The sequence below is a fragment of the Actinorugispora endophytica genome (assembly GCF_004363075.1).
GTDB classification, from domain to species: domain Bacteria; phylum Actinomycetota; class Actinomycetes; order Streptosporangiales; family Streptosporangiaceae; genus Actinorugispora; species Actinorugispora endophytica.
Window position 1 is genome coordinate 270,794 of the sequence record NZ_SNYN01000004.1, and the last position, 21,709, is coordinate 292,502.

Sequence of the window (21,709 nt, forward strand, 5' to 3'; positions counted from 1 at the left end):
CTCACCCCCCCGGAGGCCCGTTCAGGACGGCGGCCCGGTCCAGCCGCTCCGCCGCGTCGCCCGGCGCGGACAGCACGACGCTGTCCGCGTCCTGCCCGCGCGCGATCGAGGCGCGGGCCGCCGCGAGGTAGGCGGGCGTGACCGGCTCGGCCGGCAGTGTCCCGTCGGCGTGGCGGCCCGACACCCCCCGGGACCTGGGGCCGCGCACCCCGGCGGGCACCGGTGGCGCCCGCTCGGGCGGGAACTCCAGCCGGACGCCGTCCAGGCGCGCGTAGCGCCCCTGGACGGTCACCTCCTCGCCCGCGAGCAGGCGCCGCACCGCGTCCAGGTGCGCGGCCGGCGCGGCCGCCTCCATCGCGGTGGACGCGGCGTTGCGCGCGCCCGCGGGGAGGATGCCGATGCCGACCGTCGTACGCCCGGGCGCGGGCTCACGCGCTGTCGCGCAGGAGCCGTTCGCCCGTCTCGCGCAGATAGCCGCGCAGTTCGGGCGGCTGGACGACCTCGAAACCGGCTCTGAGCGCCGCGATCGCCAGGACCACCCACTCGAACGTCTCCACGCTCATCGACAGCCGGCACGTCTCCTCCCCGAGGGCCTCGACCGTTCCCCAGTGCCCCACGATCTCCGCCACGCGGGCGGCGGGCGAGCGCACGTCCAGCACGACCCGGTGCCGGGTGGGTATCGCCGCGATCCGGTCCCGTACGAACCCGGCCGCGTCGTCCCCCGGGATCCCGCGCTTGCGGAAGCGCGCGCCGGTCGCCTTCGGGGCGGACATCCGGTCGACCCGGAAGGTGCGCCAGTCGTCGCGCTCCACGTCCCACGCGACCAGGTACCAGCGTCGCTCCATCGACACCAGCCGGTAGGGCTCCACCAGCCGCCGCGTCCGCTCGTCGTCGCGCGCGGTGTACCCGAACCGCAGGCGCTCGTCGTCCCGGCACGCCTGCGCGATCACCGTCAGGTCCGTCGCGTCGACCGTCGGCCCCCCGGCCGTGAAGGCGGGCACCGTGTGGGTCCGCAACGCGTCGACGCGCCGCCGCAGCCGGGGTGGCATCACCTGGACGACCTTGGCCAGCGCCCGCACCGACGTCTCCTCGATGCCGTCCACGGCGCCGCCCGCCGCCGTCCGCAGGCCCACGGCGATGGCCACCGCCTCCTCGTCGTCGAGCAGCAGCGGGGGCATCGCCGTGCCCGACCGCAGCTGGTACCCGCCGGCCACGCCCCGGTTGGCGTCCACCGGGTACCCGAGTTCGCGCAGCCGGTCGACGTCGCGCCGGAGCGTCCGCTCGCTCACCTCCAACCGCCCGGCCAGCTCGGAGCCGGACCAGTACCGATGGGTCTGCAGCAGGGACAGCAGCCGCAGCATCCGCGCACTCGTGTTCGCCATGGAACCAGGTTCACCCGCATTCAGGACAGGAACTGACCGCAAGAAATCCTAGTGTGGTCCCCGTGAACGCGACGATGATCCACACAAGTGGACTGACCAAGCATTTCGTTGTGAAGAAGAAGACGGTCGAGGCGGTGCGCGGCATCGACCTGCACGTCGAGGCCGGTGAGCTGGTGGCGCTGCTGGGGCCGAACGGCGCGGGCAAGTCCACCACGCTGCGTATGCTCACCACCCTGCTGCCCCCGACCTCCGGCAGCGCGCGGGTCGCCGGGTTCGACGTGGTGGCCGACCAGCGCGAGGTGCGCGGCCGGATCGGCTACATCGGCCAGGGCAACGGGGCCGGGCACAGCCAGCGGGGCCGCGACGAGCTGATCAGCCAGGGCCGGGCCTACGGGATGAGCGTCGCGGCGGCGCGCGCCAGGGCCGCCGAGCTCATCGCCTCGCTCGACCTGGAGGGCGTCGCGGACCGGGTCGTGTCGTCGCTGTCGGGCGGCCAGCGTCGGCGCCTCGACATCGCCATGGGCCTGATCCACGCCCCCGCCCTGCTGTTCCTGGACGAGCCCTCCACCGGGCTGGACCCGCAGAACCGGGCGAACCTGCAGGAGCACATCCGCGAACTGCGCGCCGGGCACGGCACCACGATCGTCCTGACCACCCACTACCTCGACGAGGCCGACCAGTTGGCGGAGCGGGTCATCGTGGTCGACCACGGGCGGGTCATCGCCGACGCGACCCCCGAGCGGCTCAAGGCCGACCACGCGGGAGACCGCGTCACCCTGACGTTCGACCACGAGGCGGACGCCCGCCGTGGGGAGGCCCGTGCGCTGGACATCGCCGCGGGCGCGCGGGCCGAGCGGACCGGCGCCAGGGTCGTGATCGAGGTCCCGGGCGGGGCCCAGCTCACGCCCAAGCTGCTGCGGAGCCTGGACGAGGCGAACCTCGACGTGGTCGGGGTCGAGGTCGTCCGGCCCACCCTCGACGACGTCTTCCTCAACCTGACCGGCCGCAGCCTCCGCGAGGCCGACGCCGCCACCCCCGAGACCGCCACCACGACCCCGCAGGAGAGCGCGGCATGAGCACCACACTGATCACCGACACCGCCACCGTCTTCAGCCGCGAGCTCCGGCCCGTGCTGCGCGACCCGTTCTCCGTGCTCTTCTCGATCGTGCAGCCGCTGTTCTTCCTCGGGTTGTTCGCGCCGCTGCTCCCCGACAGCGAGGGCGGGGGCTCCGCGCTGCAGTGGTTCGTCCCCGGCATCATCGTGATGTCGTCCCTGTTCGCGACATCCTCCACCGGGTCGAACCTGCTGTTCGAGATCCAGACCGGCTCGCACGAGCGGATGCTCGTCTCCCCGCTGCGCAGACCCGCGCTGATCATCGGGCGGGCGCTCAAGGAGATCGTCCCGGTGCTCGTCCAGACGGCGCTCATCATCGCCGCCACCATCCCGTTCGGGTTCCGCCCGAACCCCGTCGGGGCCGTCGTCGGCCTGCTGGTCCTGGCGGTGTTCAGCGTCGGGCTCGGCGCGCTGTCCTACACCCTGGCGCTGGCGTCCAAGAACAACGAGTGGATGTTCTGGGGCGTGCAGCAGACCCTGATCTTCCCGCTGATGCTGCTCGCGGGGATGCTGCTGCCGCTGGACGACGCCCCCGACTGGCTGCGGGCCCTGTCCCGGTTCAACCCGCTGTCCTACGTCGTGGACGCGGAGCGCGCCCTGTTCAACGGGGAGTTCGTCTCGGCGACCGTCGGCGGGGGAGCGGCCGCGGCCGTCGCCATGGCCGCGGTGGGCCTGTTCGTGGGCACCCGCGCGATGCGGCGCGCCGTGGGGTGAACCGCGATTCCGGTATTCTCGGGGAGGCCCTGGGAGGCCGCCCCCGACCGCCTTGTCCGAAACCCGGACAAAAAGCGGTTCCACGCGGCATACTCCCTCACGAGCCAGAGGGAGGTCCCATGATCACCAAGACACTGCGGGGCGGACAGACCGCCACCATCACCCGGAGGGGCAGGCGGTGGGAGGTCACCGTCGACGGCCGGCCGTTCATCGACTCCGGCAGGTTCCTGCCCCGGGGGTCCCGCCCCGGCCCGGAGGAGGCGACCCACATCATCACCGACAGCCGGCGCGTCCTCGCCCTCACCGAGTCGGAGGCCGCCCTGGTGCAGGCCGTCCTCGACCAGGAGGAGACCACGTAGCGCGCCCCGACCGGAGACGCCCGCCGGGGCCGCCCAGCTCCACCGGGGGCCCCGGTCACCGGTCGTCGAAGCTCAGCACCGGTTTGAGCACCGAGCCGGCCCTGGCGTCGTCGACGGCGGTGTTGATGTCGGCGAACGCGTACGGGGTGACCAGCCTGTCCAGCGGCATCCGGCCCTGCCGCACGAGCTCCACCAGCGCGGGCAGGAACACCTGCGGGTTGGAGTCCCCCTCGGTGACGCCGACGATCCGGCGGCCGTTGAGCATGAAGTTCACGTCCACGTCGATGGCGGTCCCGGCGGCGGGCGCGCCGACGAGGCACAGGACGCCGTACGGGGCGAGCGCGCGGACGGCGGCCCCCAGGACCCCGGGGTGCCCGGTGGCGTCCACGGCGTGGGTCACCCCCCGGCCGCCGGTGAGCTCGCCCAGCGCCTCGTCGAGGTCGATCCCCCGGGAGTTCACGACGTCGGTGGCGCCCAGGGCGGAGGCCAGCTCCAGCCGGGAGTCGACGAGGTCGACGGCGATGACCCGGGTGGCCGCGGTCATGGCCGCCGCCATCACCGCGGCCAGCCCCACCGCGCCCGCTCCGAACACCGCCAGCACGCTGCCGGGCTCGGGGCGCAGCACGTTGAGGACCGCGCCCGCGCCGGTCTGGATGCCGCACCCCAGCGGGGCGAGCAGGGACAGGTCCGCGTCCGGGTCCACCTTGCAGACCCCGCGCTCGTCGGCCAGGACGCGGGTGGAGAAGGAGGACTGGGCGAAGAAGTGGCCGTGCAGCGGGTCCCCGTCCCGGCGCAGGGTGGCGCTGCCGTCCGCGCGCTCGCCGCCCAGGAGGTTGCGGTGCAGGAAGTCCACGCAGTACGCGGGATGGCCGGTGCGGCAGTTGCGGCACACCCCGCAGCTGGTGAACGTCAGGAGCACGTGGTCGCCGGGTTCCACCGAGGCGACCGCCGAGCCGACGGACTCCACCACCCCGGCGCCCTCGTGGCCCAGCACGCCCGGGAGCGGGAACGGGATGTGCCCGGCCTGGACCCCGAGGTCGGTGCCGCACACGCCGCCGGCCACCATCCGCACCACGACCTCGTCCGGTCGCGGGTCGTCGAGGACGACCTCCTGGAGCTCGAACGGGGCGCGCGTCTCACGGAGCACGGCCGCGGTGACCGTGGAAGCCATGGCGGGTCCTTTCCCGGGGCGAGCGGGCCGCGCGGCGGCCGCGGTCGTCCCCGTGCCGGGAACGGTGTCGGTCCTGGTGGGGCCCGCTACCCGGGGACGCGGCGGACTACCCGGCCGGGGTGCGCCCGGTTTCCTCCGGGCCCCGGAGCGAAGCGGCGGGCCATTCGGCCCAGGTGGTCCGGACCGGGCCCGGGAGAGGACGTCCGGAGGCGCCGTCGGCGATTGCGGGCGCCGGTGCTGCTCGTCCCCGTCGGCGCTCTCCCCGCCGGTCCTGACCTTTCCGGGGTCTCGGAGCCGGCTGAGACCCCGGAAAGGTCAGGACCGGCGGGAATCGTTCCGCGTGTTCCCCCAGTACCACTCCACGTCGGCGCTTCGGAGGCGCGCGTCGAGCCAGCGCTCGAACAGCACGCCGCGCAGCTCGGCGCGGGCGCGGTCGTCCAGGACGCCCGGCGCCACCGGGCCCAGCCGCTGCACCAGGGCATGGCCCCCCTCCACCCGGTGCGGCTCCGCCACCGCGCCCTCGGCGGCGGAGGGCGAGAAGAGCGCGGCGACCGGCTCCGCGGCGCTGTGGCGCGCCTGCGTGCCGAAGGAGACGGAGACCGGTCCGTCGGGCGGCCGCGGACCGCCGCGCGCCGCCTCGCCGACGGCGACCTCCAACGGGGTCCGGCCGTCGCGGCAGCGGGCGTGCGCGGCGGCGCACAGCCGCGGTGAGGGAAGGACCGCCACGGCGACGGGGAGGGTGTCGAAGGCGTCGGGGGCGTCGCGGAACGCCTCGGCGACCCGGTCGCCCACCAGCTGCTCCTGCAGCAGTTCGAGCCGGAGCTCCGCGGTGAGGCGGTCCTCCAGGTCGCGGTGCGTCATCCCGTGGTCGGCGAGCCACCGGTGGGTGTCCGCCGCCCGGGCCAGGCCGTGCCGCAGCCGGAACCCGTCCAGCCTGCGTTGCAGGAGGGCGTCGTCGACCGCGTCGTCGATCGCGCCGCCCCGCTCGGCCAGCTCCTCCACGACCAGGCACGCCTCGACGAGGTGGCGCAGCAGCCGGGGGCGCTCCCACAGCCCGTCCAGCGCGGCCATCGCCTGCCGCATCCGCAGCACGGTGCCGTTCACCCGGACCACGTCCTGCTCCGCCGGGCTGCGCGCGCCCCGCAGCGGCCACGGCAGCGACCGGGCGGGCGCGAACCCGACCACGTGGGTGCCCGCCTCGTGGGTGAGCAGCAGGTCGTAGTGGTACGAGCCGTCGTAGGGCTCCGTGGTGGCCACCACGCGGCCGCGCACCCCCGGGACGTCGTAGAGCAGCGCGGCGAGGCCGCGCCGCGCGGTGTCGGGGTCGGGCTGCTCGGCGGCGGCGCGCGCCGCGAACGCCCCGGCGCGCGCCAGGGCCTCGGCCGGTCCGCTGTCAGCCACCGGCGGCCCTCCGGGAGGCCGCGCGCGCCTCCGCGCCGAGCAGGCCGGCGACCGCGGCGCTGATCGGCAGGCCGGTGAGGTGTTCGATCCACAGGTACTGGCCGTTGGGGTTGACCTCCAGGAAGACGTGCCGCCCCTCGGGGGTGAGCACCAGGTCGAGCGTGCCGAAGGCCAGCCCGAAGGAGCGCACCAGCTCCACGCAGCGGGCGGCGACGTCGTCGGGCAGGCGGTGCGGCCGGTGCGGGGTGGACGCGGTGTCGTAGTGCCGCCAGTCGTACCGGGTCCGATTGGCCGCCTGGGAGTGGATCGCGGCGGTGAAGACCGCCTCCCCCACGACGGTGACCCGCAGCTCCAGCCGCTTGGCCACGTACTCCTGGAAGATCACCGGGGCGGCCCGCACGGCCTCGGCGTGGCGCAGGTCCCGGCGGGTGAAGGGCTCCGCGTAGCGGAAGCCGTCGTCGGAGAGGGCCGGGCGCAGATGGCCGATCCGCTTGCTGACCACGTTGCCGTTGTGGCGCTCGTAGAAGGCCAGGACCGCGTCGGGGTCGGTCGAGACCAGCGTGTCGGGGATGTCCAGGCCGAGGTCGCGGGCGCGCAGCAGTTGCAGCGGTTTGGCGATCCGGCGCAGGACGTGCGGCGGAGCGGGGAGCCAGAACGCGTCGAGCCGCTCCCACAGCGCGGCGAGCAGCATCCCCCAGTCGTGGGGACGGTCGGCCCCGCCCCCGGGAACGGGGTCGGCCCTGTCCAGATGTGGCCATCCGGGCCTGCGGTACCAGACCGCGCGGACGGATCCGAAACCGAGTTCGGCCCCCGAGGGGTCCAGCCAGTTCCACACCTGCCCGGTGTTCTGCGGATTCCCCGAAATCGACCAGGAAATCGTTCCGCCGTCCGTCAGCGACGCGGTGTCCCTCCGGGAGAATGGGACCCCCGAGTCCAGCAGTCGCGCGCAGACCGCGTCCGCGTGGGCGTCATTCCCGGAGGTTAGAATGAGAACTTCGGGATTCGGGGTCAGCACTCGTCTTCGTCGTCCGCCGCGGTGCCGGTGTTGTCGCCGGCGAAATCGTCGGCGTAATCCATGGAGTTCGCCGTGATCCCGATTCTGGACGGCCAGCCCCGGTCAGCCCGGGCGGGCGGGAATCGTCGCGGATCGTCCCCCTGGATCGGTCCGGATTGAGGTGTCCCAGGAAGGTCTTCGATGCGGGTCCGCAGCGGAGGCTGATTCTGGGCCGTCAACGAGGCACACCTCTTTCACGGGTACGGGAGCGCGGACGAGGCTTATTCGGGCGGACCCGGCGGGGGATCTTCTTTGCGGGCGGGCCACTCGAAAACCATATCCCCGCAGGGATATCGGATGAAACCGGAACGATCTTGGCTGCTTCCGCCCCTCTCCCCGCCTATTTCGGTCCGGGAAACGGTAATGTGGTCGTATTGCCCGCGAATGCGGATTCAGCGGTGAAGTCGTCGTATTCGCAGGTCGCAGGAGTGCGCAAACGACTCAATCGGCGTATGGAGACCACAATTGCCACACCTCGCCCGCTTCCAACTGAACAACGGCGCGTCGATCCTGGTGGAGGACGACAGTCCCGCGTCCGGGGTGGGCCGCGTGTCGCGCGGCGCCGACGCCGTGACCGCGGCGGTCGCCTCCCTCCCCGATGTCCTCAAGCAGGTCCGGAGCGTGGTCGACGACACCCTGACCGAACTCCGCTCGACCGCTGACAGCCCCTCCGAGATCGAGATCGAGTTCGGGGTCCGGCTTTCCGGCCAGTTCGGCGCGGTGATGACCAAGGCGGGCGGCGAGGCCAACCTCCAGGTGCGGCTGCTCTGGAAGCAGACGCGGGAGGGATAGGGTGACCCGTTTGCCGACGACCGCGGAGACCTGGCGGGTCCGCGTGCTCAACAGGGTCGGCGAGGCCGTCGGAGCAGGGGTTCTGATCGACGAGAACCGCGTCCTGACCTGCGCGCACGTCGTGGCCGACGCGTTGGGCGCGCCCTCGGACGGCCCGCGTCCGCACGACGTGCTGCGCGTGGACTTCCTCGGCCGGGACCCCGTCCGGGTCGAGTGCCGGGTGCACGAGGACGGGTGGTACCCCATCCTGGACCTGCGAGGCGACCTCGCGGTCCTCGAACTCCTCGCCGAACCGCCCTACGGCGCCGGCCCGGCGGCGCTGCGGAGGTGGGACGGCGCGGCGCCCACCCGGGTCCGGGCGTTCGGCCACCCCGCGCGCGAACCCGACGGCCGCTGGGCCCACGCGCGGACGGTCGCCAGCGCGGGACCGGGCGCGGAGTGGGTCCAGCTCGACGGGGACGGCCGCAACTACCAGATCGACCACGGGTACAGCGGCGCGGGCGTCGTCGACGAGCGGACCGGCGAGGTGATCGGGGTCGTGGTCGGGCGCGACCTCGACCCCGACCGCCAGGTGGCGTGGATGATCCCCCTGGAGACGGTGCAGCTGTACTGGCCCCGGCTTCGGCTGGGCCCGGCCGCGCCCGGCCCGGACCGGTTCCCGGGGTCCCGCTCCCAGGTCGTGCCGCACCACGGGCTGTCCGAACCGGCCGAGCGCCTGTTCGTCCGGGAGCTGTTCGGACTCGACGGCGTACGCGACCGCGGCAGCCGCGACCTCTACGTCTCGCTCTTCGAGCAGCGCTACCCGCGACGGCCCGCCGTGCCCCGGCACGAGGAGGACCACGTGGACGTGCGCAACCTGCTGCGCGTCTGCCAGAGCCGGCCGGGCGGACTGCACGAGCTCCGCGCGATCCTCGGGACCAGGCACAGCAAGGCCGACCTCCGGGCGCTGGACCGGCTGATCGGGGACTTCTTCCCCGACCCCCTGCTGCGCAGCGAGGAGCGGAACAACCTGTACGAGCTGTTGAGCAGGGTGGATCCCGACATCCTGCCCCGGGGCCTGGCGGACGAGGCGTCGGGGCTGCTCGGCCCGTTCCTGCGCGCCGACCCCGGCGACCTCATCGCGGTGGCCGAGGAGCTGGAGGAGGTCACCGCCGCCCGCTACGACGGCATCCCCCCGCTGCTCTTCCTCACCGCCCGGATCGGCCGGATCCTGGTCGACCCCCCGGGGCCGCGGATCCGGGCCTGGACCGAGCACACGGCCGAGCGCCTGGGGGTCTCCCGCGGCAGCCTCCTGAACGCCGTCGCGGAGGCCGACCGGGGGGACGCCCGCCCGTCGACCCGGCCGTGGTACTACGTGACCGAGCTGGACGAGGACGGCGCGGCCCCCGACCACTACCTGCTGACGATCACCCTCCAGCACGACACGGGGCAGAGCCGGGTGGTCGAGGCCGACGACGTCCCGCACCCGCTGACCGAGATCCCCCGCCGGCTGGAGGCCAGGCTGGAGGAGGCGCCCGCCGACGTCGTGCGCCTGGGCCGCCCCGTCATCGAGTTCGTGCTGCCGAGGAAGCTGCTGAACCACCCGGTCGACGAGTGGACGATCGGCTCCAGCAACGTGGAGCACCGCATCTGCATCGCCTACCCGGTGGTCGTGCGCAGCCAGGAGCGCCTGCGCGACCCCGCGCTGCGCAACGCCTGGCTGCGCAAGTGGGAGTGGGTCGGCCGGTACGGCCGCATCCGCGACGAGCGCAGCACGCACTGGGTCGCCGGCCCCGGCCAGGAGGCCCCCGAGGCGCTGCTCACCCGGCTGTTCAACGACGAGCGCAGGGTCTGCCTGGTCGTGGGGCACGCGCCCGTGGTGCACGCCGACCCCGCGCGCGACCTCGTGCGCGTCGGCTGGCAGAGCGGGGTGCCGATCATGCTGTGGTGCCGGGACGTCCGCGACTTCGCGGACTTCCGCGGCCAGGTCCAGCGGCTGCTGCGGGCCGGAGGGCTGCTCGACCTCCCCGAGCAGGTCCACCGGCTGCGCAACGAGGCCGAACTGGCGGGGGACCCCGACCACCTGGGCCGCCACCTGACCCTGCTGTGGGACGACGCCGACCGCGTGGAGGGCCCCGGCCCGCTGCGAGCCCCCGCCTGACCCCCGTACTCACGAAGGAGAACACCCGTGGACGAGGCCCCTCGCGACGCGAGCGCCCCCTCCCCGTCGGACGACCGGGAGTGGCTCATCTACCGGGGCAGGGGGGAGCCGCACGACGACATCGACGAGCGCCTTCCGCCCCCGCCGCCGTGGCGGGCCTTCCCGGGGGAGCCGATCAGCACCCCGCTCCCCGCCGACGACGCGCGCCGGTCGGACGAGCAGCGGCGGGCCCGCAACTACCGCGCCGACCCGCACGTCGTGGAGCTCGTCAACGCGGCCCTCTACCTGCGCCGGCCGCTCCTGGTCACCGGCAAGCCCGGGGTGGGCAAGTCGACTCTCGCCCACAGCATCGCCGACGAGCTGCGCCTGGGTCCGGTCCTGCACTGGCCGGTCAACAGCAGGAGCACGCTGCTGGACGGGCTCTACCGCTACGACGCCATCGGGCGCCTGCAGGAGGCCAACCTGGAGTCCTCCGGCCCGGCGGGCGGCCCCCCGGCGGCCCCCGACATCGGCCGCTACATCCGGCTGGGCCCTCTGGGCACCGCGCTGCTGCCGCGCGCCCGGCCCCGGGTGCTGCTCGTCGACGAGCTCGACAAGGGCGACATCGACCTGCCCAACGACCTGCTCAACGTCTTCGAGGAGGGGCAGTTCACCGTGGCCGAGCTGGCCCGGCTCCCCGACGGGCAGGACGAGGTCGCCGTGATGACCGCCGACCACGCGGACCGGGTCCCGGTCCGACACGGCCGGGTGCTGTGCAGCGCCTTCCCGGTCGTGGTGGTCACCAGCAACGGGGAGCGCGAGTTCCCGCCCGCCTTCCTGCGCCGGTGCATCCGACTGGACATCCAGCCGCACGACCACGCCGCGCTGGCCGAGATCGTCGCGGCCCACCTCGGCGAGAACGCCCTGGAGCGGGCGCGCCCCGTCATCCGGCGCTTCCTGGAACGGCGCGAGCACGCGGACATCGCCACCGACCAGCTGCTGAACGCGATCCACTTCGCCATGTCCGGCGCCCGGATGCCCGACGACGCCCGGCAGAGGCTGCAGGAAGAGCTGCTGCGCCCCATCAGCTCGGCGGACCCGGCATGATCGAGCGGCTCATCCCCGTCCTGGAGGGAATGACGGTCCCGCCCACCGGCGAGGAGATCGCCGACGCGCTGTGGCTGGCCGCCTACCTGCCCCGGACCAGGACGGGGGCGAGGAGTACGCGGTCCGCGCCGGACGGGAGGGACCGGCCGGCGCCGTCCGCACCCCCTCCGCCCGACGCCGTCCGCCCCCGGACCGGGCAGGGCCCGTCGGCCGCGCCCGACCCCCTCGCGGAGGCGCGGCTGCCCGCGCCCGACAGCGGGGGCGGCGGGGGCGGGCCGCACCGGGTCCGGACCCGGTTGCCCGCGGTCCCGGCGCTGCCCTCGGCGCCGCGCATGGCGCGGGCGCTGCGTCCCCTGCGCCGGCCGGTCCCCTCCCGGCACCGCAGGGAACTCGACGAGGTCGCGACGGCCGTCGCGCGGGCCGAGCAGGGGATGTGGCTGCCGCGGCTGCGCGCGGTCCCCGACCGTGTGCTCGAACTCGCCGTCGTCTGGGACACCAGCCGCTCGATGGCCGTCTGGCGGCGCAACGTCGCCGAGTTCGCCGCGCTGCTCGAACGCCAGGGGGTCTTCCGCGACGTGCGCACCTGGCTGCTGGACACCGACGCCCCCGGGGACCGGCCGCTCTGGCTGGCCACCGTCGCGGGCCGGGACCGGCGCTCCCCCCGGGAGCTCGTCGACCCCGGAGGGCGGCGGCTGGTCCTGGTCGTCAGCGACTGCATCGGGGACGCGTGGCGCGACGGGCGGGCGGAGCGGCTGCTGGAGACGTGGGGCCGGCATGGCGCGGTGGCCCTGGTGCAGCCGCTGCCGCAGCGGCTGTGGGCCCGCTGCGACCGGTCGTTCACCCCGGTGTGGTTCCGGGCGGGCGGCGCGGGGCCGGCGAACAGCGGGCTGACCGCGCGGCCGCGCGGCGACGGCGGGGCCGACCGCCCCCCGGGGCTCGCCGTCCCGGTGCTGGAGATGGAACCGCGCTGGCTGGCCGGGTGGGCCCGGCTGCTGGGCGACCCCGCCCGCCCGGTCGTGGCGGGGACCGCGCTGTTCACCGGGCGCGCGTACGAGGCCCGCCCCGACGGCCCGGGGGAGCCCGCCACGGCCGGGGAGCGGGTGCGCCGGTTCCGCGCCGCCGCCTCGCCCACCGCGTTCCGGCTCGCCTGCTACCTGTCGGCCGCGCCGCTGAGCCTGCCGGTGATGCGGCTGGTGCAGAAGGCGATGCTGCCCCGCTCCCGGCCCGCCCACCTGGCCGAGGTGTTCCTCGGCGGGCTGCTCAGGCCCGCGCACCCGGAGTTCGCCGGGGCCGAGGAGGACCCCGACCCCACGGCCACGGCGTACGAGTTCCACGACGGCGTGGCCGAACTGCTGCTCACCGCGCTGCGGCGGGCCGAGGCGTACCAGGTGCTCCACCAGGTGTCGGAGGTCTTCGCCGAGCGGCTCGGCACCCCGGTGGACTTCCGCGGCCTGCTGTCGGGGGCGGCGGGGAGCGGGGGCTCGGACCTCAGCAGGCCGTTCGCGGTGGTGGCCCACCGGGTTCTGCGCGCGCTCGGCGGCGAGTACGCCGCCGTCGCGCGCCGCCTGGGCGAGCCCTCCGGCGCGTCCGAGCCCGCGATGGCGCTGTCCCTCACCGGGGTCGCGGCGGGGGACCGGGGGAACCGGGGGAGGCGGACGCCGAGGGCCTCCCCGGGCCACCGAGCGACAGCCACGGCGGTCCCCGGCGAAACGGCCGGCGCCGCGTCCCGTCCCGTCCGCACCGACCCAGGAGCCCTGGTGAACGCCGAACCAACTGGAAGCCAGCACGCCGACCGCGAGGCGCCCGCCGCGGCGCCGTCGCCGCAGGGACCCGCCGTCTGGGGCAGGATCCCCCTGCGCAACCCCAACTTCACCGGCCGCGAGGAACTCCTGCTCGACCTGCGCAGAGGACTCGACCGCCAGGTCACGGCCGTGGTCCCGCGCACCCTGCAGGGGATGGGCGGCGTCGGCAAGACCCAGCTCGCGGTCGAGTACGCGCACCGGTTCCGGGCGGACTACGACCTCGTCTGGTGGATCTCGGCCGAGCAGCCCGAGCTGATCCGCGCGTCACTGGTGGAACTGGCGGGCCGCCTCCGGCTGAACACCGAAGGGGACGCCGGCGAGGTCATCGCGCGGGTGCAGGAACGGCTGCGCAGGGGGGACCCGCACCCGCGGTGGCTGCTCGTCTTCGACAACGCCGGCGCGCCCTCCGAGATCCAGGAGTACCTGCCCTACCCCACCGGCCACATCCTGATCACCTCGCGCAACCGGGGATGGCGCGAGGTCGCCGAGATGATGGCGGTCGACGTCTTCCAGCGGCAGGAGAGCGTCCGGCTGCTGCGCACCCGCGCGCCGCACCTGACGATCGAGGACGCCGACCGGCTCGCCGAGTGGCTCGGGGACCTGCCGCTGGCGCTGGAGCAGGCCGGGGCCTGGCAGGCCGAGACCGGGATGTCGGTCGACGAGCACCTGGAGCTGCTGGAGGAGCGCAGCGGCGAACTCCTGGGCCAGAACGTGCCGATCGGCTACCCGGCCTCGGTGGTGGCCACCTGGAAGGTCGCCTTCGACAAGCTCGTCGACCTCAACCCGGCGGCCGCGCAGCTCCTTCAGCTGTGCGCGTTCTTCAGCGCCGAGCCGATCACCTACCGGCTGCTGCAGCGGGGCGGGCGCGACATCACCGAGCCGCTCCAGCTGCGCGAGACCCTGGGCGACCCGCTGCGCTTCCACCGGGCGGTCCGCGACATCCGCACCTACGCCATGGCCAGCCTCGACTACGGCGAGAACAGCCTGCGCATCCACCGCCTGGTGCAGACCATCCTGAGGGACTGGCTCGACAGCGACGAGCGGTCGGCCTACCGGAGGCTGGCCCAGGTCATCATGGCCGGGGCCAACCCGGGGGACCCCGACAACGTGGCCAACTGGGAGGCGCTGTCCGAGATCGACCGCCACGTCCGCGGCACCGATCTGGTCCTCAACGACGACGGCGAGATCCGCGACACGGTCCTGGACCTGATCCGCTACCGGTACATGAGGGCCGACTACGAGGGCAGCCGGAGCCTCGGCGAGCTGACGGTCGACACCTGGCGCGAACGCCACGGCTGGGACGACGAGCAGACCCTGGTCGCCTGCCGGATGCTGGCCACCGCCCTGCGCGTGCTCACCGAGACCGACCGGTGCCGCGAGCTGAACGAGGACACGCTGGAGCGGATGCGCCGGGTCCTGGGCGAGGACCACGAGCACACGCTGGTGCTGAGCAACAGCTACGGGGCCGACCTGCGGCTCCTGGGCAGGTTCGACGAGGCGCTGCGGCTGGACCAGGAGAACCTGGAGAAGCACGAGCGCAGGTTCGGCCGGGACCACCCGGCCACGCTCCGGGTCGCCAACAACCTCGGGGTCGACTACCGGCTCCAGGGGGAGTTCGCGCGCGCCCGCGACCTGGACCGCCGGACGCTGCGCATGCGCCAGCACATCTTCGGCCCCGACCACGAGCGCACCCTCGCCTCGACCAACCAGCTCGCCCGGGACCTGCGCGGCACCGGCGAGTACCACGAGGCGCTCGAACTGATGGAGGGCATCCTCCACAAGTACGAGGAGCAGCTCGGCCCCGACCACACCGACGTCACCGACGCCAGGCTGGGGTACGCGCGCACGCTGCGCTGGGTCGGGCGGCTCGTCGAGGCGCGCGAGCACGCCGAGGCGTGCCTGCGGTCCTTCACCCGCCACTTCGGCCCCGACCACGGCGACACGATCGCCGCCACCTGGGTCCTGGCCGACGTGCTGCGGCTGATGGGCGACACGGACACCGCCTTCCGGCTGAGCGGGACGGCGGCCGACACCTCGCTGCGGAGGTTCGGCGCGGACAACATCCTCACCGTGGTCTACCAGAACAACCACTCGATCCTGGTCACCGCGCGGGGCCACCACGAGGAGTCGCTGGAGCTCAACACCTCGATCGCGGAGCGGCTGGCGGTGCTGCGGGGCAGGGAGCACCCCTACTACCTGTGCATCGCCGCGAACCTGGCCAGCGACCACTTCCACCTCGGCGACGACCTGACCGCGCTGCGGCTGTCGGAGGAGAACCTGCGCAGCTCCATCGAGGTCCGCGGCGAGGAGCACCCGCTGACCCGGCTCTGCCGCCACAACCACTCGCTGGACCTGCGCCGCGCGGGGGAGACCGAACGGGCCGAGGAGATGGACCGGCAGGCGATCTCCGGGTTCGGACGCCTGCTCGGGGCCAACCACCCCGAGACCCTCCTGGCGATGGCGGGCGAGCGGATCCAGTTCGACATCGAACCCCCCGTCGTGTGAGGGGAGGCAGGGGGCCTCGAACCCGGGGCGCCGTGGAGTTTCCGGCGCGGGGGTGGTCCGGGCTCTGTCGGGTCGGGGTTCGCTCGGGGCCTGGTGACAGCGGGCGGCGACGGCGGGCGCCGGTCGGGGCCGCGTGGAGGGACCGGTTCGCGGTCCCCCAGGCGCCCTGCCCGACGATCTTGCTGTTTTCCCCCTGAAACCAAGGATTCCGTGGGGAAAACAGCAAGATCACCGGACATTCGAGGGCCGGTTCCGCTCTGCCCCGGAATGATCTTGGGATTTCCGCCCTTCCGGCCCCCGAAACGGGCAGAAAGCCCACGACCGTCAACGGAACCCTCACGCGACGGATATCACGGGCGCGGCCCCGACCCGCATCCGCCGTCGCCGCCCGCCGTGACCCCGCGATCCGCACGGCATGAGGCCGAACGACCCACCCGAAGCACCGGCACGCCGAATCACCCCCGCGCCGGAGCTTCCCTAGGCCCGCACCCCGTCGGGGGCGGGGTCGGGGCCCAGGTCCGGGAGCCAGGACGCCAGCGACTCGGGGTCGGCGTCGGCGCCGTGCCCGTGGAGGACGCGGTGCAGGCCGAGGACGACCTCGGGGCGCTCGCGCAGCGGGTCGCCCCGCCCGTTCCCGGCCGGGGGAGCGGAGAGGGAACGGGCCAGCGCCAGCCCGGCCCAGGCGTCGATCCGTTCGCGGTCCCGGCGGATCAGCGCCCGGTACCCGGCCCGCGCGTCGTCGGCGCGCCCCTCCAGGAGGGCGACGTCGGCCTCCGAGGCGCCCGCCGTCCCGGCGCGCGGCGCCGCGCACCGGTCGGGCGCGCGCAGCAGCAGCACCAGCAGGTCCAGGCGCCTGTTGGCGGCCGGGGCGCCGGAACCGGCGGTGACCTCCAGCGGCACCCGCAGGGGGCGGGGCCGCTCCCCGGCGGTCCAGGCCCGCGCCAGTTCGGCCAGGGCCGCGGGGTCGGGCCGCAGGTTGCGCAGCCGCCACAGCAGCGCGTGGTCGGCCGACGCGTCCAGCGCCGGACGGGGCGACGGCGGCTCCGCCGCGGCCTCCGGGGCGGTCTCGGCCAGACGGGCGCGCAGGCCGTCCAGGAAGCGCCGGCCGGCGGGGGTGAGCAGGCCGCTGCGGGCCACGGTGTCGGCCGCGCCGCGCGTCTGGGCGTGCCAGCGGGTGAACTCGAAGCGCGCGAACTCCGCGTCCGGGCCGTCGGCCGGGTCCCGGCGGGCCCGCCAGAAGTCGGCGACCCCCATGTGGGCGTACACCCCGTGCAGGAGGCCGGGCAGCGGGCGCGGGTCGTCGCGCCACGGCGCGTAGAAGACCCGGTCCCCGCAGGCGCCGTGCAGGGGGATCAGGTCCATCAGCGCGCCGAGCTTGGCGTGCTGGAACTCGTGCAGCAGGCCCACCGCGAGGGAGACCTCGTCGGCCGGTTCGGAGACCGAGGCGGAGCCGAAGGAGTCGGCCGAGGTGGCGTTCCTGCCCTTCCCGCCGTCCCGGCCGCGCAGCGGGACGAGTTCGCCCAGCCCGGAGGCGACGCCGGCCGCGTACTCGGGGTGGTCGCGCACGAGCAGCCGCCACGCGCCGCCGACGACGCGCCGCCAGCGCGCCGCGTCGTCGGCCGACAGGCGGGGCGCGGCGCCGAGCCCGTGCGGGTCGCGGTACGGGTCCAGGTCCTCGAGGGCGACCGAGAGGCGCAGGCCGTCCTGCTCGACCGCCACGCGGCGCACCGGAAGCCAGTCGGGGGACTCCACCCCCGGCTCCTCCGGCAGCGGTACGCGGGCGCGGCCGTCGCCGTACACGGTGGCGCGCCCTCCCGAGCCCCGGACGAGGGCCGTCGCGGCGGTCCCGCCGATCCGGGCCAGCCCCAGCCCCGGGAGCGCGGCCGCGCCCTCCCGGACCGGGACCTCGACCGAGAAGTCCACACCGGCGCGGACCGCGGCCGCGGCGGCCACCGCGCCGATGTGGGCCACGTCCGCCCACAGCGGCTCGTCGAGGCGGACGCTGCCGCGCAGCCGGCGCAGGGTGTGCGCCGCCCAGGCGCCCACCTGGGGCAGCGTCAGCACCTCGCGGACGGCGTCGGGAGCCGTCCGCTGCACCCGCGCCAGGAGGGCGTAACCGGGCAGGAACCACACGGCCAGCCCGGAGTCCCGCGCCGCGTCGTGGAGCGCGCGCAGGCGCACCAGGCGTTTGCTGAGCTGGGCGGCGCGCAGCAGCGCCACGGTGGACCCGTCGCCGAGCCCGCGGGCGAGGGCGGCGAACCGCGCGTCGGAGAGGGTGTGCGGGGCCAGCGCCACCGCCGCGCCGCGGCTCACCGGCCGCGCCCCTTCAGCAACTCCACGTCCGCGCGCACGCGGTCCCTGATGTGCCGGATCACCGCCATGAGGTCGGGGCAGTAGACGGAGGGGTTGGCGAACCCGGTGCCCGCGCGGTAGCGGTGCGGGTAGTAGCCGCCGCCGCAGACCGACCGGAGCGAGCAGGCCCGGCACTCGCCGCCCAGCGAGTCGAGGCCGAGCTGGCGGACCGCGACCGCGGGGTGCCGCAGCGCGGCGTCCAGGTCGCTGGTGTGCACGTTCAGGCCGGTGGCGGGGGCGCCCGGGTACGCGGACCTGAGCGTGTCCACCTGCTCCAGGGCGCCGTCGGTGTTGACGACCAGCAGCGCCACCGGGCTGACCCCCACGGTCTCGCTGCGGCTCGCGCCGCCCAGCAGCAGGTTCATGATCTCCTGGAAGAACCGGACCTCCGTCGCCCGCGGGGTCCTGCCGTACCAGCGGTCGAACACCGCCAGCAGCCAGTCGGCGTAGGGCGTGCGCGACGGGTCGGCGGTGCGCCGCGGAGGGCGGTCGGTCCAGTTGCCGTGCGGGAGGAGGAAGTCGACGCGCGGGGGGTCGAACTCCAGCAGGCCGTCGTACACCTCCTCGGGGTCCGACTCCAGGTCGATCGTGCAGAGCAGGCCGCTGAACAGCCGCCGCGTCCGGGGCGCGCGAAGGCGGCGCAGCGCGTCGGCCACCAGGTCGTGGCTGCCGCGGCCGTCCGCGTGGACGCGGCGCCGGTCGTTGTCGGCACGGCCGCCGTCCAGGCTGACCCCGACGCGGATCCGGTGTCGGTCCAGCAGGTCGATCATGGCGTCGTCGAGGAGGACGCCGTTGGTCTGCATCCGCAGGTCCAGGCGGACCGGCCCCAGTTCGGCGCGCAGCCGGGCGGCGGTGTGGTCGATGAGGTCGGCCCCCGCCAGCAGGGGTTCGCCGCCGTGCAGCACCACCCGGACCCCGTCGAGGCCGTGCCACCGCGCGTGGTCGGCGATCCGCCGTGCCACCCGGTCCACCGTCGCGCGCTCGATCACCCGGGGCGCGGACCGCCAGCTCTGGTCGGCCATCCGGTACACGTAGCAGTACGAGCACGCGAGATTGCAGCGGCTGTGCAGCTTGAGCACGTACTCACGGAACGGCAGCGGTCTCCAGCCCGTTGACAGCAGGGCGTCGACGTCGACCGTGTCCGGCCATTCGGTCCTGTGCGGGTGGGGTGTCACAGCGGGTGCGTCCATGGATCGGGTCGCCGGCTCCAATCAGAGTCCGCCGGCCGAAGCGGACGGGGAAACGGATCGTGCCCGGAATGGGATTCTGTAGTCGGAAATTCCGGACGGCGGGTTCCCGGTCAGATGACCGCTTCGAAACCGGCGACCGAATGCGGTGGATTATCGGCCTCCTCCCTCACCCTGCGCAGCGCGTGGGAGAAGGCGGAATCACCCAGAATGGCGAGTTCGGACAGCTCGACGCCGCCCAGGTCCACCAGTTCCGAACGCAATTCCGCGTCGGGGTCCGACACTTTCGGCATTGTCACACGCATGATGCTAGCGCCACTCCACCCGCTTCGCGGCGCGCCGGAGAAGCTTTTGGGAAAGTCCCGGCGAGGTCGCGAAGGTCCCGTGGTGCCGGCGGGGAACCGGCGGGCCGTGGACGGCGGGCGCCGTTCACCCGGACCGCCGCGGCCCGCCGGTGTCAGACGCGGGCGACTCCGCCGAACAGCCACGCCGGGTCGGCGGCCAGGGCCTCGGCGTCGGGGCGCCAGGCGGTGACGGGGACCAGGCCCGGTTCGACGAGGGGCAGGCCGCCGAAGAAGCGGAGGACCTCGGCGCGGGAGCGGAGCTGGTTGGGGATGCTGGAGGCCATCCGCGACATCTTCTCGGCGCTCCGGGGGTCGGTCTGGTTCTCCATGTGCGAGATGGCCAGGTAGGACCCGGTGGGCAGGGCGTCGCGCAGGACGCCCACGAGTGCGTGGGGGTCGTCCTCGTCGAGCAGGAAGTGCAGGACGCCGGAGAGCAGGACGGCCACCGGCTCGTCGAAGTCGACCAGCCGCCGGACCCCGGGATGGGCCAGGATCGCGGCGGGGTCGCGCAGGTCGCCGTGCACGACGGCGGTGTACTGGTTCTCGGCGAGGAGGGCGCGGCCGTGCGCGAGCACTATGGGGTCCCTGTCGACGTAGACCACCCGCGCCCCGGGGGTCGTCTCCTGGGCGACCTGGTGGACGTTGCGGTTGGTGGGCAGGCCCGAGCCGATGTCCAGGAACTGGGAGACGCCCGCCTCGCCCGCGAGGAAGGTGACGACCCTGCCGAGCCAGGCCCGGGTGGACCGCGCCATCCCCTTGAGGCCGGGGACCGCGTTCATCATCATCTCGGCGACCCGGCGGTCGACCTCGAAGTTGTCCTTGCCGTCCAGGAGGGCGTCGTACACCCGGGCGGCCGCGGGGGCGGTCAGGTCGATGTCCGGAACACGCGGAGGGGTGTCGTTCATGGGCGGGCCTGTCGTCACGGGGAAGGTGCTGGACGAGAAGCTACACCGGTCGGATGCCGCGTTTCCTGTGGATCATGGCCATACCCACGGTGTTCGGGCGGTCGCGCCGGGTTCCCGAGAGCTGGCGGAACCCCATGCCCGGCCGGGGCCGGGCATGGGGGGACCGGACGAGGTGTGGTGGTGTCCGACTCCGCGGGGGTTTCTCAGCGGTGGCGGTCGGGGGACCGGCGGCGCGCGGAGGACGCGCTCCGGTGCTCGGTGTCTCGGGGGGCGGATCGCCGGGCGGCGTCGACGGCCGAGCGCGCGCCGAGCCGCTCCATCTCCTCGGTGAGGAGTTTGCGCGCCTCGTCCGTCGCGATCGGTTCGGTGCTGAGGCTGCGGGCCTTGATGTGTCTACCGTTGCTCACGGGCTCTCGTCTCTGCGCGATGGGTGCGTGGCAAGAGGGGCTCAGCCGGACGCCGCGGCCAGGACGCTGCCGATCTCGCGCGCCGCCGCCGCGGCGGCGTGCCGTACGGCTTCGCCGCACAGGAGGTCGTAGGTGTCCGGAAAGGGGTCCGGGGCCATGACGTCGACGGAGACGCAACCCTCCACCGTCGTCCCGGTCCGGGACCGCCTGACCAGCGGCGTGGCAAGGACAACGCTGAACTTGCCTCTGGCCTGCCGCCACTCGTCGTGGCTCATCCCCTGGGTCAGTTCGTGTTCCTGGCCGTCCTCCTTTTCCATCTGCTTCAGTTCTTCCCACTCGGTGGCGGTCACTCCCTCCAATTGCCGGTCGAGGTCCCCGACGTCGACGACCAGGAGCCGGGCGAGGGCCACGCAGCGGCCGACCACGCCGACCCCGGGGCGCCAGTCCACGCAGCAGGCGTTGACCGACCGGAAGCGCACCCGCGCCACCGGTTCGAGCCGCTCGCGCCGCCGGGGCCACACACCCGTGCGGGTGACCACGTAGGCGGTGGCGCCCAGGTCCCGCATGTCGATGCCGGTCTCGTCCTGGACCCGGAACAGCAGCGCGTTCAGGGCGTGGCCGGTGCCCTGGCGGACGTACCTCAGGGTCCGCTCGGCGGCCTCGGCCCGCCACTGCCTGACGGCCGACGCCACCGACGCCAGGAAGACCAGGGTGACGCCGACCGCCGCGGCGTTGAAGCGCCAACCGGAGGAGAACGTCCACAGGCCGGCCTGGTGCCCGGCGAGGGCGACGCCCGCGACGAACGTCAACAGAGCGCTGACCAGCTTCGAGATGAACTTGACCTGATTCCAGAGCGAACCCACAGCTACATAACTACCACGTAGGGTTACGGTTCTTTGACTGTCCTGGATGGTGCATTTTAGGAACCCCCCAGGTGGGAGTGGGGAGGGCGCGAGGTGGGTACCGCTTTCCCGGTCCGTGGGGGCGCCCGGCC

General features: G+C 74.3%; 19 protein-coding genes. 7 read left to right on the forward strand and 12 right to left on the reverse strand.

Annotation, left to right across the window (positions count from 1 at the left end; genetic code table 11):
* Position 1: 1 nt before the first annotated feature.
* Together EV190_RS08715 and EV190_RS08720 are read right to left on the reverse strand one after the other, a co-directional pair.
* Entirely contained in the window at positions 2-472 is a 471-nt protein-coding gene (locus tag EV190_RS08715; protein ID WP_341770536.1) for an LLM class flavin-dependent oxidoreductase, read from the reverse strand.
* Positions 429-1,382 (reverse strand): helix-turn-helix transcriptional regulator, encoded by a 954-nt coding sequence (locus EV190_RS08720; RefSeq protein WP_208113112.1) that lies wholly within the window; start codon positions 1,380-1,382, stop codon positions 429-431. Before EV190_RS08720 ends, EV190_RS08715 begins: the two co-directional genes overlap by 44 nt.
* A 74-nt stretch (positions 1,383-1,456) precedes the next feature.
* Between EV190_RS08720 and EV190_RS08725 the strand changes: the two genes are divergently transcribed.
* The 3 genes from EV190_RS08725 to EV190_RS08735 all read left to right on the forward strand — a co-directional run bounded on the left by EV190_RS08725 (position 1,457) and on the right by EV190_RS08735 (position 3,569).
* Positions 1,457-2,458 (forward strand): ATP-binding cassette domain-containing protein, encoded by a 1,002-nt coding sequence (locus EV190_RS08725; RefSeq protein WP_133741013.1) that lies wholly within the window; start codon positions 1,457-1,459, stop codon positions 2,456-2,458.
* Positions 2,455-3,210, forward strand: coding sequence for an ABC transporter permease (locus tag EV190_RS08730; RefSeq protein WP_133740958.1), 756 nt, complete (start codon positions 2,455-2,457; stop codon positions 3,208-3,210). Before EV190_RS08725 ends, EV190_RS08730 begins: the two co-directional genes overlap by 4 nt.
* A gap of 119 nt (positions 3,211-3,329) precedes the next feature.
* Positions 3,330-3,569, forward strand: a complete 240-nt coding sequence (locus tag EV190_RS08735) for a hypothetical protein (RefSeq protein WP_133740959.1) — start codon at positions 3,330-3,332, stop codon at positions 3,567-3,569.
* A 55-nt stretch (positions 3,570-3,624) separates the two neighbouring features.
* Here the strand turns inward: EV190_RS08735 and EV190_RS08740 are convergent, their stop codons facing one another.
* From EV190_RS08740 to EV190_RS08755, 4 genes are all read right to left on the reverse strand, one after another.
* Positions 3,625-4,740 (reverse strand): NAD(P)-dependent alcohol dehydrogenase, encoded by a 1,116-nt coding sequence (locus tag EV190_RS08740; RefSeq protein WP_133740960.1) that lies wholly within the window; start codon positions 4,738-4,740, stop codon positions 3,625-3,627.
* A 315-nt stretch (positions 4,741-5,055) separates the two neighbouring features.
* Positions 5,056-6,141, reverse strand: coding sequence for a TIGR04500 family putative peptide maturation system protein (locus EV190_RS08745; protein WP_133740961.1), 1,086 nt, complete (start codon positions 6,139-6,141; stop codon positions 5,056-5,058).
* Positions 6,134-6,976: an ATP-dependent carboxylate-amine ligase gene (locus EV190_RS08750; protein ID WP_133740962.1), complete on the reverse strand. Its 843-nt coding sequence runs from the start codon at positions 6,974-6,976 to the stop codon at positions 6,134-6,136. Before EV190_RS08750 ends, EV190_RS08745 begins: the two co-directional genes overlap by 8 nt.
* Before the next feature lie 173 nt (positions 6,977-7,149).
* A complete protein-coding gene (locus EV190_RS08755) occupies positions 7,150-7,374 on the reverse strand; it encodes a hypothetical protein (protein ID WP_133740963.1) in 225 nt (74 codons plus the stop codon).
* 286 nt (positions 7,375-7,660) lie between these two features.
* On the opposite strand from EV190_RS08755, the gene EV190_RS08760 reads away from it, so the two are divergent.
* From EV190_RS08760 to fxsT, 4 genes are read left to right on the forward strand one after another with little or no spacing between them, the layout of a single operon-like run.
* Positions 7,661-7,987 (forward strand): CU044_2847 family protein, encoded by a 327-nt coding sequence (locus EV190_RS08760; RefSeq protein ID WP_133740964.1) that lies wholly within the window; start codon positions 7,661-7,663, stop codon positions 7,985-7,987.
* Between the two features lie 10 nt (positions 7,988-7,997).
* Complete coding sequence (locus tag EV190_RS08765; protein ID WP_166655416.1) at positions 7,998-10,127, forward strand: VMAP-C domain-containing protein; 2,130 nt, start codon at positions 7,998-8,000, stop codon at positions 10,125-10,127.
* Positions 10,128-10,154: 27 nt separating this feature from the next.
* On the forward strand, positions 10,155-11,213 hold the full coding sequence (locus tag EV190_RS08770) for an AAA family ATPase (protein ID WP_133740966.1): 1,059 nt from the start codon (positions 10,155-10,157) through the stop codon (positions 11,211-11,213).
* Positions 11,210-15,520: an FxSxx-COOH system tetratricopeptide repeat protein gene (fxsT, locus tag EV190_RS08775; RefSeq protein ID WP_133740967.1), complete on the forward strand. Its 4,311-nt coding sequence runs from the start codon at positions 11,210-11,212 to the stop codon at positions 15,518-15,520. The genes EV190_RS08770 and fxsT overlap by 4 nt, the downstream gene beginning before the upstream one ends.
* A 477-nt stretch (positions 15,521-15,997) precedes the next feature.
* Here the strand turns inward: fxsT and EV190_RS08780 are convergent, their stop codons facing one another.
* From EV190_RS08780 to EV190_RS08805, 6 genes are all read right to left on the reverse strand, one after another.
* Positions 15,998-17,833 (reverse strand): HEXXH motif domain-containing protein, encoded by a 1,836-nt coding sequence (locus tag EV190_RS08780; protein WP_166655417.1) that lies wholly within the window; start codon positions 17,831-17,833, stop codon positions 15,998-16,000.
* Positions 17,830-19,047: an FxsB family cyclophane-forming radical SAM/SPASM peptide maturase gene (locus EV190_RS08785; RefSeq protein WP_243742444.1), complete on the reverse strand. Its 1,218-nt coding sequence runs from the start codon at positions 19,045-19,047 to the stop codon at positions 17,830-17,832. Before EV190_RS08785 ends, EV190_RS08780 begins: the two co-directional genes overlap by 4 nt.
* 125 nt (positions 19,048-19,172) lie before the next feature.
* Positions 19,173-19,358, reverse strand: a complete 186-nt coding sequence (gene fxsA / locus EV190_RS08790) for an FxSxx-COOH cyclophane-containing RiPP peptide (protein ID WP_133740970.1) — start codon at positions 19,356-19,358, stop codon at positions 19,173-19,175.
* Positions 19,359-19,516: 158 nt separating this feature from the next.
* Positions 19,517-20,308, reverse strand: a complete 792-nt coding sequence (locus EV190_RS08795) for an SAM-dependent methyltransferase (protein WP_133740971.1) — start codon at positions 20,306-20,308, stop codon at positions 19,517-19,519.
* Positions 20,309-20,511: 203 nt separating this feature from the next.
* A complete protein-coding gene (locus tag EV190_RS08800) occupies positions 20,512-20,715 on the reverse strand; it encodes a hypothetical protein (protein ID WP_133740972.1) in 204 nt (67 codons plus the stop codon).
* A 41-nt stretch (positions 20,716-20,756) separates the two neighbouring features.
* A complete protein-coding gene (locus EV190_RS08805) occupies positions 20,757-21,578 on the reverse strand; it encodes a hypothetical protein (protein ID WP_133740973.1) in 822 nt (273 codons plus the stop codon).
* Between the last annotated feature and the right edge of the window lie 131 nt (positions 21,579-21,709).

Coding starts and splice junctions, on each gene's coding strand:
- EV190_RS08730 (WP_133740958.1), top strand. CDS start 2,455: ATGAGCACCACACTGATCACCGACACCGCCACCGTCTTCAGCCGCGAG.
- EV190_RS08795 (WP_133740971.1), bottom strand. CDS start 20,308: ATGAACGACACCCCTCCGCGTGTTCCGGACATCGACCTGACCGCCCCC.
- EV190_RS08735 (WP_133740959.1), top strand. CDS start 3,330: ATGATCACCAAGACACTGCGGGGCGGACAGACCGCCACCATCACCCGG.
- EV190_RS08720 (WP_208113112.1), bottom strand. CDS start 1,382: ATGGCGAACACGAGTGCGCGGATGCTGCGGCTGCTGTCCCTGCTGCAG.
- EV190_RS08740 (WP_133740960.1), bottom strand. CDS start 4,740: ATGGCTTCCACGGTCACCGCGGCCGTGCTCCGTGAGACGCGCGCCCCG.
- fxsT (WP_133740967.1), top strand. CDS start 11,210: ATGATCGAGCGGCTCATCCCCGTCCTGGAGGGAATGACGGTCCCGCCC.
- EV190_RS08725 (WP_133741013.1), top strand. CDS start 1,457: ATGATCCACACAAGTGGACTGACCAAGCATTTCGTTGTGAAGAAGAAG.